Source organism: Thermoactinomyces sp. CICC 10521, assembly GCF_016055135.1.
In the GTDB taxonomy this organism is placed as follows: Bacteria; Bacillota; Bacilli; order Thermoactinomycetales; family Thermoactinomycetaceae; genus Thermoactinomyces_A; species Thermoactinomyces_A daqus.
Genome location: NZ_JAECVZ010000024.1, coordinates 32,841 through 45,086, shown reverse-complemented (window position 1 = coordinate 45,086; position 12,246 = coordinate 32,841). Strand labels below are relative to the sequence as shown.

Below are 12,246 nucleotides of genomic sequence, written 5' to 3'. Positions count from 1 at the left end.
CTCAGCAGTCCATTTTCGCCGCCCCATAAAAAACGACCCCTTTCTTGCTTCCTTCCATTATACTTTATCTTTCGTCTGGAAGCGTATGGGGTCATTATATCTATCATCATAAATCATTCTTCTTCCGACATCAGGCAAATATTCTGGTAAATACTCTTGAGGAAGCAAGCGAATTAAGAATCTTACTTGAGAAATATCATTTATTAGATCATTTATCCTCTCTTCTGAAACATCCTTATTTTCATTCTTTATTTTATCTATCTTATCTTTATCATTAATTATATCTAAATAATATTTCTGGTAACAATCAATGCTTATTTTTCCAAACGGTGAATCTATATCATTCCATTTTTCTTCCGCCTCTATGTAAAATAACCATGCTTGAATTAACTTTTGTACATACATGTGCAAGTAATGGAAGTTATCATAATAAAAATCAACAAGGTACTTATTATATTCCTCAAACTTCTTCCAATCACTAATATTAAAATGATTCATGAAACCACGCAAATATTTCTTAGCCAAAGCAGTTTTCTTCTCTATTTCATGGCTGATATGAAGCCTTTTCTCCAATATCTTGTCTCTTAAACCTTGTCTTTGAGTTTTTTTCATTAATTTTATGTTTTCATTGTTATATTTTGCTGTTATTCTTAAGGTTCGATAACTAAAGTAAGCTGTAACACCTACAGTTCCAACTAAAGTAAACACCAGCCCAGGAATTGATACTATCGCATTAAGAATAGCCGCAGTTTCTTCCGATTCTAACTTTCCTGTCATTTTTAATTGATATGTAATTTTTACCCCATAATCAAAAGCTAAATAATAAATTCCCAAGAATCCTGCTATCAATAATAAAATAAACACAACTAATGAGATGCGTTTCCATATCATGATAAATTTACCCCTTCGTATTTAGTTGAATTACTTGGCTTTTCCAAATTCGCAATCCATTTGATATCCAAAGCTGCCATTCCCACCAGTGCCTGGGGTGACAAAGCAGCTTCTGTTCGACCGGGTTGAAGGAGGCGGGTAGGATTATCACTTCATCAATAGAAAAAGACAGCCTAGGATGCGGCCGTCTCTTACGAGGACTATTTTAACCCAAACGGCTTGTTGCCTAGTTTTGTAAAAAAACTACTTGGAGTAACTTTGCCTGCTGGTTGCTTGAACAAAGTCGAAACAGGCTGACTTTTTGGATCAAACCAATCGTACCCACCAGCCAAATGCTCCTTCGGCTTTGCTTCCAACCAATTCCCTTTTGAGGCATTCAACCAACTCATGCTTGATCACCTCGCTATCATAATATTAGGTCTTTTCGGCATAGAATAATAGATTTCCTGCAATTGATATTGCCCATTCCGCCCGAGCTTCCAGCCAAAATGCAGCTGACCCAAAACCCCTTCGCCCCCCGCGGGCACCACGTTGCACGCTGCCGCACGCTACCGCCGGTACCTCTCCGACGTGAGCCGCGGCACGTGGTGGCCGCGAGTAGGGTGAGGTCGCAATGCTGCCCATCCATTTCCGACAGCTGTCCGACGTGGGAAAACCTGTGATTTCTGTGGATAAACCTTTGTTTCTGAAAGGAAGGAGGCGGAGAGGTATTGCTCGAAGTCTTGTCGGCAGAAATCCTATTACTATCGCCATCGGGAGAAGGAACAAAAGCCGAAGCGATCCATCATCCAGCGACTGCGCGAGTGGATTGCTGATAAACTACTCACTCTCTCAAAAAAAGTTAAAGGCGAGGAATAATTCCAACAAAAAAACGCCTAATCTTCTTAACGATTCGGGCGTTTTTTGTTATTTTTGAACTTTTCTTTCTTATGAAATACGAGACTTTTTTAGTTATAATAACAAACGAGAACGTTAGTTCTGGTAAAAACAAATAAAAAATCGCAGGCACCCTTTAACTCTACTTTTTCATCTATCAGTCTATAAAATACATGGACGAATACGATAGAATTTGGTAAGATTTTGTCAAACGAAAATAAAAAGTGATTCCCGCTCCCGCCAAGAAGAGGAATCACCCTGTATAGAGAGAAAAATCATTATTCGCTTGAGCTATCACCCTTAGTGTATCGATTTTCAGAGGATAAATCAACTGTTAATTTTTTCAATCATTAAGGGGATAGCTAAATTAGGGAGAAAATAGAGAGAATCGTCATTCTCTATACAGGATAAAACCTCTTCTTGCCAGGAAGCGGCTGATCGCTTTCGGTTAAGGGGAGGTTTTTTAATGAGTGAAGATCAAAAAACTTATTACTCAGAAGAAGAATTGGAAATCATGGCACAAGCCGCCTATGATAATAATTTCACCCATATTCTCCATGCACATGTAGATATTGCTGGCGATCTTGTAGCAGGAGCACTTTTGAGCCAAATTCTATTTTGGTTTGCACCGGATAAAAACGGCAACTCTAAACTCCGAATTTTCAAAGATGGGCATTATTGGCTAGTGAAGGAACGAACTGACTGGTGGAATGAGATTCGTATTACCGAAAGACAATATGATCGGGCTATCAAAGACCTTGAGAAAAGAAAATTGATCATTAAAAAGAGATACAAATTTAAAGGAAACCCGACTACGCACTTACGACCCAATTTTGAAGTCTATCATGCTGAACTTGAAAAGTGGAAAAACAATGTAAAGAAAATGATCGTTGAGGGTGGAAATTCGAATTTACACTTTGTGCGAAAACCAGTAAAATCAAGGGGTTCCACCGAATCTGATACAAAAAATGCTACCGAAGAGCAAGCTGTATCCCTTGAAAATCAAGGGGAAGCGCCAAACCCCGCGTCAGACTTGGAATTTACGGAAAGTGTAAAAACGGAATTACACAATGGGGAAATTCAAACTTACACAGGCAGGAAAAACGGATTTACCGAAACAGGCAATTCTTTAACAGAGATTACTAACAGAGACTACAATACAAAGATTACTACCAGAGATCACTTACATACAGAAACTACTCTTTCTTCTGTTGTTGTTGTTGTTGGGGAAGAAATAAAAAAATATAAGGACATGGCTCGCCGCTTTTTCGGAAATAAAGTGAACAATTTGTCAAATGAAGAATGGTTGGAATTGATTCTCTTAGCTAATGATCATGGCAAAGACCTGGAGGAAGCACTTTTTAATACTTATTGTTATTTTGCATCTACTGAGGAACCGATTAAGAATTTGGTAGGGGCAATTAATCATGAAATTACAAATGGATGGCGTGTTGCTATCACTATTAAAAGAGTATTTCAAAACTTATATTCTTCATTTCAAGAGCAACAAGCAGCTGTACCAGAAAACTTCTCATTTTATGATTGGGTGAATCAGCAGAAATAAATTCTCTTGGGCTGATCCAGGCTGACCCAAGGGCTAATTTCCTATTGCAGTATTCCCAAAGATCAGGTATATCTTTCTGGTTAGCCTAGAAATTTAGATTGTTTGGGAATGGTTTGGGTCTACAAACTGGTTTCTAATCCAGACAGTTGGAAGGGGAAATAATAATGAAAAAGATAAAAAAAAGACAACCCCTTATAACTAGGGATATTCGCCTTGCTGTGTGGGAATCGGAGGACGGGCGTTGCGAGGTCTGCAAGCGTCCCATGGATCGGAAGGTGGCCTATTGGTTACCGGTCAATCCAGATACGGTCGAAAATAAGATTGAGTCTCTCCACTTGGCTTGTGTTGATTGTGCTAATAAGCGTCCAGACTTTCTTCTTGCTATCATCAAAGTTAAGCCGCGGGTTTTGAGAAGGCTACAGGCTCGGTTACAGGAAGTTCCAGATAATCTGGAAGAATGGTTTGCACTGTCATTACGAGATTATGGTGTTGTACTCCGGTTCAGCAAAAAATCACGTGAATACTGGCTTCCTGGTATCGGCACATTTTTTCTACGTTCCATTGATGAAGAAAACGGCTTTCCAGTTCGCGAAGTATTTAAGGCGGTTACAGTCTATCCGAACGGTAAACTAACAATTAAATCTCAGGAACGTACACGAGGGTTGCCAAGGCCTGTATTGCGATTAAGTTGAGAAATCAATTATTACTTACGAAAAGCAAATTAGCCAGGGCGTGACTTATTCATCGCCCTGGCTTTTTAATTCAATTAAATCTCCGGGTTGGCAATTCAATGCTTTGCACAGCTTTGCAAGTACATCCCATGTGATCCCTTTAGCCGTTTCATAATACAAGCTACGAACAGTATTTTTAGCTACGCCTGCTCGTTTCGCTAGTTCAGCCATATTTATTTTTTGCTCACCCATAATCCTACTTAGGTGACATTTTATTGGATTATTCATTTTTAGCGACTCCTTATTTATTCATAATTTCAACTAAATTGTAGCATGATTATCCTCCAGTATCAATTTACTGATTTTTTGTATCAGACTATTGATATTTGTTTCAGATGATTATACAATAAGTTCAGAAGGATGATACTTTGATTCAAAGGAGATGATCTTTTTGAGCGAAAAGCAAAATCAACTGAAAAAGACTTGTTACCCACAGCAGTAAAGGAACAATCCGAGGAAAATGAATCCTACAGCGAAGAAAAACCACCCCACGATGGACCTCAACCTGTTTTCGAACTTAGATACGGATTTAGATTATTTGGAAAAGCGTGCAAAAGGCCAAGATGTCGCCTTGCTTGATGTCGGTGGCTACTTTGCAGGGGTTTTAAATGAGCTGGCAGAAGTATTTTCAGGACGTATCATGGGTGTCGTTGAAGATACGGAAAATGGGTATCAACGATAAATGCGTAAAAATTATAAGCAATTCTCTTTTAAATCGTTTGATTTTATATTCAACTTAGGAATCGAACCCTTTATTATGTTAGAAAGAAACTGGAAAGGAGATCGAGATGCGAAAAATACATTATGGATGGTGGATACTGTTCTTCTCCTTTTTCTCCCTTTTAACCGTACAGGGAGCCCGTTTGTCGTTTGGCTCATTCATTGTTCCATGGGAACAATCCTTTTCCACAGGGAGAGGGATGATTTCTTTTATCGGAACGTTAAGTTTCATCTTTTATGGGTTGACTCAGCCCTTGGTAGGAAAATTAATTGATCGATGGGGAGTTCGCCGAATTCTTTCTTATAGTGCTTTAATTGCTGGTATAGGAACTCTCTTAACAGTGACTGCCTCCACTCCTTTTGAATTGTGGCTCTGGTTCGGTATCCTCGCTTCTATTGGATTTGGAGGCGCATCGAGTGTTGCTGCTTCTATTGCGGTAACAAATTGGTTCAATAAGAAGAGGGGATTGGCCTTAGGCATTATCACCTCGGGGTTTGGAGCCGGCCAGTTTTTCATGGTGCCCTTGGCTCTGGGGATCATCCAGGAGAAAGGATGGGAAGCTGCGTCCCTCACCTTGGGAGGTATCCTTGTTTTTTTAACGTTTCCCCTTCTTCTGCTGTTTCTGAAAAACCGCCCTTCGGACATGGGTCTTCAGCCCTATGGAGGATCGCATAATAACCAATCAGACATTGTGACAAAAAAAGCAAAGACACAAGGTTTTAACCTCTCTTTCTGGCGGCATCGAGGTTTTTGGTGTCTAATCCTTCCCTACTTCGTTTGCGGTTTTACCACTACAGGCTTAATGGATACGCACCTCGTTCCTTTCGCCCATGACCATGGCTTTTCCTCCGCAACGACGGGAACAGCTGTAAGTCTATTGGCTTTGTTCAATGTGATGGGAACCTTGGCCTCGGGACATTTCGCTGACCGTTGGAGCAATCGGTGGATGTTAGTTACCTTGTATGCTGTTCGGGCGATCACGGTTTTCTTCCTTATTTACATCCATCAACCGTATTTACTTTGGTTTTTTTCTATCCTTTTCGGGTTAGTGGACTTTTCCACCGTGGCTCCCACCACGCTATTAGCAACCAGATATTTTCAGTCAATGAATGTGGGATTGGTATTGGGATGGCTCTCTTTTGGCCATCAGGTGGGCTCCGCGTTGGGTGCTTTCATTCCAGGATGGCTATTCGATTTAACAGGAGGATACGCTCTTTCGTTCCTAATTGCGACCATTATGTTGGGAGGAGCGGTAGTTCTTAGCTTCATGTTACCGCAAGAAGTTCAGGATCGACAAGATGAACAACAAGTGGTAATTTAATGACTTCTTTCTCTGTGTAAGAAGAGATAGACAATCATGATATTCCGCAATTTTGGGGTTCAGTCACCCTATTTACAAGTTCGAAAGGAGTACAAATGAATGTGGGAAACGATCGATTGGCAATGAAGCCCTATCAAAAAAGGGCTATCGCGTTTCTGGAGCTTTGGAGCCCAGGAGACTGGAACATTAAAGTATATGGTATTACCAGTCCATCCCGAAATTTAGAACAGACTCTTATTGAAGCTGCCAAGGACACGATTTCTTTTATCCTTCCCAGTCAAGCAACCGAAGAAGGACGTCACGGAGTGGGTTTTATGGGAATCCATGCAGCGGACGATGGGAATTTTTTGTTTGTAGACTGGTGGTGGAACGAAAATGAGTTATACCATTATTCTTTCATAGCATCTCCGGGATCCAACGTGTTCCACAATGTGACTTCTACCGGAAGAATGTTCTGTATTTGGGAATTATATGTATTGGGATATGAGCGAGAAGCCTGGATTCAGTGGGTTTTGGATAATGATTTACCTGATATAGAACAATACCTCCAATCGAGGCTAAATAAAAATGTTTAAATTCATCTAGGATTACTACCATCGGCAAAATAATCGGATAGGGAACTGGGAAAGAGTAGAACCAGGTGAAGTAGAGAGCCGAGTGCCGATAAGCGCATCAACTCCTTCCCGAACCGTACATGCGGCTTTCACCGCATGAACCTAAAATGGCTATCTAGTTCATAAGCTAAGTCGCTGAGTTTTAATCCATCGTACTCGCCTCGATGGATTTTCTTATGACCTTTGCAAACTCGGATGATTTCTGTTTAGTTCTCTTAAAACGTCATTAAAACTGTTACGACGAAATGGCCTTTTTTAGCCATAGAAATTCCCTCCAAGTAGAGTGTAACACCCGAATATACATGATGGGCTTTTTTAAACTGTCTACCTAGAGGGGATAATACCAGGGCTAATACCAAGCCTCAAGTCTTTTTTATTAGGTTACTATGAGATAGCTGGCAATCACTTAACTCGGACCAAGCCCCCTCCATAAAGGGTTTAAATACGTGGCTCATTTTCTGTTAAAGCCAGTTTGAAGTGGATATAATCGTTCATATGGCTGTCTGTTACCGATGGCGTATTATTGACCCAGGATCGCCGAAAAAGAATTGACCCACCCACTCCCGTCGAATAATCCCCTTCAAATGAAACGCCAATTTCTTTGGAGGGAGATCTATGTTATTTTCATTTTGCCATATACATCTGTTTGCAAAATGAAATATTGGCGCTCGAGATGGGAAAGATAACTATCAGACGCGAGATCAATATTGCGTAAAGGGAGGATAAGCTCATCGACTATCGTACTTGCTTGTTGTTCTGGAGTCAGAGAGGATTGAAGAATACAAGTCACTTTTCGTATAAACCAATTTCTATCCAATGAATTTCACCTCTGCTAAATTATAGTAGATCTCATCATGTAGGTAATTGATGAGATGTTTTGTCTTGTGTGCAGAGACAAAAAAAGTGAGTTGATGTTGATTAAACATCATAGTTTTCCAATTGAATTTATAACTAAGTGGAAAAAGGATGCGATTTGAAACATTCGTTGTATTTAGAATAAGTGAAATCTTATCTGTGAAAGAATCAACGGATTGGTTGGTGATAAACACAGGTAACTTTTGATCGTTAGCTGATAAAGTGTTAGATATTTTTGTTTGCTCAGTATCATCATCTAATGATTTAATGTAGATAGGAATAGAACGTAATTGGGCCCACTCTATCGCTTCACAATGAAGTACTTTCGCCCCTTGAGAAGTTAACCGATAGGCAAGTCTATAGGTAAGTTCAGGAATTACTTTGGCGTTTGGTACAATTTTTGGATCGGCGGTCATCATGCCTGGAGTATCGGTATAGATTTCAATCGCAGTAGCTTGAAGGGCCCATCCAATAGCTGTGGCGGAAACATCGCTCCCTCCTCTTTTTAAAAGCGTCAGTTCCCCATTTACATTAGTAGCCTGAAATCCAGCGATGACCGGAATATAATTCTTTTCAATCCATTCTAAAATACAGGTGGGATCGATTCGTTTAATTTTCGCATTCACATAACCGGAGTCCGTTTGCAGGCCGGTCTCTTTTCCAATTAGAGCAACAGCTGGGTGAAAATTACTGATTTCAGCTGCGATAGTGACGCTGGATATGATTTCTCCACACGCTAGCAGATGAGCATGATTTCTTGACAGGACAGAGGTTGACAAAAATTGAGCAAGACTATCAGTAGCATAAGGTTCACCTTTTCGGCCCATGGCTGATACTACCACCACAGGCTGAAAACCATTTGTGAGTGCTTGAGCGACTTTAATTGCCACTCGTCGTCTCTTATCTATTGTGTTAAGTGAAGTTCCACCAAATTTCATGACAAGGATAGGTTTCATGAAGACAAGCCCTCCTAGAGTAACGAAATAGTGTTTTACATATGAGCATATGCAATATCTCTAGTTAAAACTTGCCCTGATGAGAAACGATCTATGTTGAATGGATGATTTTCTTTCTGTTCATTGGTAAAGTAACTGACAAACCAATGTCCGATTGCAGGTGCAATTTTAAATCCACCACCATTAAAACCGGTAGCAATGAAAAGATTTTGATAAGTAGCTATTTTTCCGACGATAGGAAATTGGTCTGGAGTGTATGAATCAAAACTGATTCGTCCTCCCGCGACTTGGCTTGGTTTGATCCCAGGGAATCGCTTGGAAATTAAATCATATGTCTGATGGATTTCTGATAGGTTTGGTATGTCATAAATCGGTGTTTGATGATTGGTTTGCTCTGTTTTTAGGCCGACAAAAAGGCGGTTTGGAAAGACAGGGCGATAGTAGGTGCCTAGTGTATCATCAATTACTGTGAGCATTTGTTTTGTAAATGAAGGGTGGCTGTGTAAAAACATTAAGCCGATTCTTTTTGAATAGAGTGGAATAGAGCAATTGATCTGTTTGAGAAGTTTCTTTGTCCAAATATTACCACATAAAATTATATTTTTAGCATGTAGAGGTCCAATGTTAGTTCTGACACCGACTATTTCTCCATTAGAAATGATAAAATCGTCCACTTTAGTTCCTTCGTATAACCGAAGTCCATTTTCTTTTGCTTTATTGATGAAGTACAGTGCGGTTTTCTTAGGATCAGCAAAGCCGCTTATTGGTTCATATACTAAAAATTCATCGTCACCTATAGAAAGGAATGGATTATATTTGGATACTTCTTTTTTATTTAATACCATAACGGGTATTCCACTTTCTTTCATGTAAAGAACCGCTTTTTCAACCTCTCGAGCATAAGTTTTGTGGATAATCAAACCAAAGCCGGTTTGCTGAAAACCGCAGGAAGAACCTATCTCTTTATAAACCTGGTAACTTTTCCATGACATATCAATCAATGGGAATTGTGTATGATTCATTCGGATTAGACCGCCAGACATAGCGGTGGCTCCAATACCAGGAGGCGACGATTTCTCGCACAAGACGACTTGATTAGGAAAAGTCTCTGATAGGTAATAAGCGATACTTGCGCCAATCACTCCTCCGCCCACAACTAAAAAGGTAGGTATCTTACGCATGACGGCAATCCACTTCCTTAATAGCTTCAGCGAAGACAGTGAGCGCAACATCGATTTCATTTGGTTGAACCGTTAGAGGTGGAATCCAACGAATAACATGATCGTACGTACCACATGTCAATAAAATTAATCCTTTGTTTAAACAGTGTAGCCGAATTTGAGCTGCACGTTCTTTTTTTTCTTGTGGAGTTCGGCCTTCAACTTCACAACCAATCATCAGCCCTAAACCTCGTACTTCCTTGAACAACGTGGAACCCTTAGCAATTTGTTGTAGTCCTTCTAACAATCGTTGACCCATTTCTTTGGCATTCTTGAGGAGATTTTCTTCATTAATGATACGTATCGTTTCTACCGCGGCAGCACAAGCAACAGGATTGCCACCATAAGTTCCCCCGTGCGATCCAGGCAACCATCGACTCATTAATTCGTGACTGGCAGCTATTCCACTGATAGGAAGCCCCGAACCAAGTCCTTTAGCCATAATCAATACATCGGGTACAACATCAAAATGTTCATAGGCAAACAAGTGACCTGTCCGTCCAAAACCCGTTTGAATTTCATCAAAAATGAAGAGAATGTTATGGTTTGTTGTAATTTCCTTTATATTACTGAAAAATTCGCGCGGTGGTATAACATACCCTCCTTCGCCGAGAACTGGCTCGACGATGATCGCCGCTGTTTCTTCAGGGGCGGTTTGTGTTGCAAGCAAAAGCTTGAAAGCGTCTAAGCAAGCATCCATTTCGTCATAGGAATGAGGGAATGGAGCCACATAAACACCTGGCATTAGCGGTTGATAGTGCATTCGATAGACTGTCTTGGCAGTTGTCACGGACATCGCCCCTACAGTTCGGCCGTGATATCCTCCTTGAAAGCAGATAATATTGGTTTTTCCTGTTGCATGTCTTGCTAACTTAATGGCACTTTCTACAGCTTCGCTCCCACTGTTTGTAAAGAAATAGGATTGGAGTGTTGGTGGTAGAATACGGCTTAATTCATCAGCTAATTGGTATATAGGATCGTGGCGAATAATCGTCACTTGACCGTGAATTAATTTTTCAGCTTGATTTTGGATAGCCTTTACAACTCGAGGATGACAATGGCCAGTGTTGGTAACCCCGATACCAGAAGTCATATCCAAATAGGTTCTTCCCTTTTCATCGTAGAGGTAAATTCCGCGTGCATACTTGATAGTTAATGGTGTAAACTGTGGCCAAACAGGGGAAAGGGTTACTTTTGGAAAACAGTTTGACAATTTAATTCCTCCTTTATTTGTTTATAAATTCTTTCTGCTTTTAGAGCCATCATACTGAACGAAGTAGAATCACTAATACCATGAGTTCTTTCCGTTAATCCATTGATGTAGAGTCTTCCACGGACGATTTTATCGGTCAAAATCTGATAATCACGCGTAATTTGCAGTGTTCCATCTTCATTTTGCATTAATAGATGTTGGAGTGGCTGAAGTACTTTTGGGACCTTTTCTTCTTTAAAACCTGTGCATAAGATTATATTTTGTACAGAAATCTCACTCCTTTCCTTATTGTATAAATCTTCGAGATAGAGTTTATAGTGTTTAGAATGCTCTTCTATAGCAACAACTTGTTGGAATTTTGTAACATGAATACGTTGTTTGTTCATAATATTTTCCTCATAAATGCGCCAATATAAAGCTTGGCTTACATCTACATCCACAACGGAATAATTAGTTAAACGAATACTATTGAACAATTTTTCTTTATTTTCCTCAGTAAGAGAATAAAAATAGTCGGTAAACTCAGGAAAAAACACTTCATTACTGAAATGACCTAGATCGACAATACGGAAAGCTGGTCCACGATTAATTGAATAAATAGTGGCGTCAGGATAGCGATCTGCAAGGTAAAGGATAATTTCTATGGCATTTTGGCCTGAACCGACGACTGCAAAAGATTGAGTGTTGGTACCATCCAGTCTTTTTATTTTGGATAAGAATTTAGAAGAATGAAAGACATTGTCACCCAATAAAGATTGGTAGATATTTGGCACATGTGGAATACGACCGACATTGATAGATACATTACGTGAAAGATAATTTGTTTCAGTGTTACTGGTTAAATCGCGAACTTTTACTTGGAACAAATCAACTCTCCCATCCTCAAGAATTGGATGAACTCCAAGCACCTGATTTTGGTAGCGTACATCCTCAGATAATTGGTCGGCTACCCACAGAATATAATCGTTCCATTCCAAACGACCTGGGTTTTTTCCTAAGTGCCCGAACGAAAATAGCCTACCTTTCTCATAAAGATAATTAGCAAACGTAAAACGGCTGCGTGGGTTACGTGGGGTTGCAAAATCCCGTAAATAATGATGCTGGATATCAGTATTAGGGATTAACATTTCGGACTGCCAACTGGAGTCAGGTTCTTTTTCTAAAAAGAGACGCTCCATTTGACGTTTACCTTGCATTTCATCTTCATCTGCCATCACGGCACCCAAAGCAATACCTGCTGGACCGAAACCAATTCCAATTAAGTCATAAATGGTATTCATATTT

At 40.0% G+C, this 12,246-nt stretch carries 12 protein-coding genes; 5 read left to right on the top strand and 7 right to left on the bottom strand.

Annotated features, from left to right (window positions below):
- Window positions 1-57: 57 nt before the first annotated feature.
- Both I8U17_RS14255 and I8U17_RS14250 read right to left on the bottom strand, forming a co-directional pair.
- Window positions 58-891, bottom strand: coding sequence for a hypothetical protein (locus I8U17_RS14255; RefSeq protein ID WP_198059637.1), 834 nt, complete (start codon window positions 889-891; stop codon window positions 58-60).
- A 200-nt stretch (window positions 892-1,091) separates the two neighbouring features.
- On the bottom strand, window positions 1,092-1,280 hold the full coding sequence (locus tag I8U17_RS14250) for a hypothetical protein (protein ID WP_198059636.1): 189 nt from the start codon (window positions 1,278-1,280) through the stop codon (window positions 1,092-1,094).
- 953 nt (window positions 1,281-2,233) lie between these two features.
- On the opposite strand from I8U17_RS14250, the gene I8U17_RS14245 reads away from it, so the two are divergent.
- Both I8U17_RS14245 and I8U17_RS14240 read left to right on the top strand, forming a co-directional pair.
- Entirely contained in the window at window positions 2,234-3,331 is a 1,098-nt protein-coding gene (locus I8U17_RS14245; protein ID WP_198059635.1) for a hypothetical protein, read from the top strand.
- Between the two features lie 164 nt (window positions 3,332-3,495).
- Window positions 3,496-4,023, top strand: a complete 528-nt coding sequence (locus tag I8U17_RS14240) for a hypothetical protein (protein WP_198059634.1) — start codon at window positions 3,496-3,498, stop codon at window positions 4,021-4,023.
- 45 nt (window positions 4,024-4,068) lie between these two features.
- On the opposite strand, the gene I8U17_RS14235 is transcribed toward I8U17_RS14240, so the two are convergent.
- The gene (locus I8U17_RS14235) at window positions 4,069-4,290 is read right to left on the bottom strand and encodes a helix-turn-helix domain-containing protein (protein ID WP_198059633.1); all 222 of its coding nucleotides are present in this window, start codon (window positions 4,288-4,290) and stop codon (window positions 4,069-4,071) included.
- A gap of 232 nt (window positions 4,291-4,522) precedes the next feature.
- On the opposite strand from I8U17_RS14235, the gene I8U17_RS14230 reads away from it, so the two are divergent.
- The 3 genes from I8U17_RS14230 (at window position 4,523) to I8U17_RS14220 (ending at window position 6,679) form a co-directional block, all read left to right on the top strand.
- Window positions 4,523-4,744 (top strand): hypothetical protein, encoded by a 222-nt coding sequence (locus I8U17_RS14230; RefSeq protein ID WP_198059632.1) that lies wholly within the window; start codon window positions 4,523-4,525, stop codon window positions 4,742-4,744.
- Between the two features lie 106 nt (window positions 4,745-4,850).
- Entirely contained in the window at window positions 4,851-6,104 is a 1,254-nt protein-coding gene (locus tag I8U17_RS14225; protein WP_198059631.1) for an MFS transporter, read from the top strand.
- Window positions 6,105-6,199: 95 nt separating this feature from the next.
- Window positions 6,200-6,679 (top strand): isochorismatase, encoded by a 480-nt coding sequence (locus I8U17_RS14220; protein ID WP_198059630.1) that lies wholly within the window; start codon window positions 6,200-6,202, stop codon window positions 6,677-6,679.
- A gap of 848 nt (window positions 6,680-7,527) precedes the next feature.
- On the opposite strand, the gene I8U17_RS14215 is transcribed toward I8U17_RS14220, so the two are convergent.
- The 4 genes from I8U17_RS14215 to I8U17_RS14200 are packed head-to-tail and all read right to left on the bottom strand — an operon-like array spanning window position 7,528 to window position 12,242.
- The gene (locus I8U17_RS14215) at window positions 7,528-8,529 is read right to left on the bottom strand and encodes an amino acid kinase family protein (RefSeq protein WP_198059629.1); all 1,002 of its coding nucleotides are present in this window, start codon (window positions 8,527-8,529) and stop codon (window positions 7,528-7,530) included.
- Window positions 8,530-8,564: 35 nt separating this feature from the next.
- Window positions 8,565-9,710 (bottom strand): NAD(P)/FAD-dependent oxidoreductase, encoded by a 1,146-nt coding sequence (locus tag I8U17_RS14210; protein WP_198059628.1) that lies wholly within the window; start codon window positions 9,708-9,710, stop codon window positions 8,565-8,567.
- Window positions 9,703-10,962 carry an aspartate aminotransferase family protein gene (locus I8U17_RS14205; protein ID WP_232331112.1) on the bottom strand — a complete coding sequence of 420 codons (1,260 nt, stop codon included), beginning with the start codon at window positions 10,960-10,962 and terminating at the stop codon, window positions 9,703-9,705. Before I8U17_RS14205 ends, I8U17_RS14210 begins: the two co-directional genes overlap by 8 nt.
- The gene (locus I8U17_RS14200) at window positions 10,938-12,242 is read right to left on the bottom strand and encodes a SidA/IucD/PvdA family monooxygenase (RefSeq protein ID WP_198059627.1); all 1,305 of its coding nucleotides are present in this window, start codon (window positions 12,240-12,242) and stop codon (window positions 10,938-10,940) included. The genes I8U17_RS14205 and I8U17_RS14200 overlap by 25 nt, the downstream gene beginning before the upstream one ends.
- Between the last annotated feature and the right edge of the window lie 4 nt (window positions 12,243-12,246).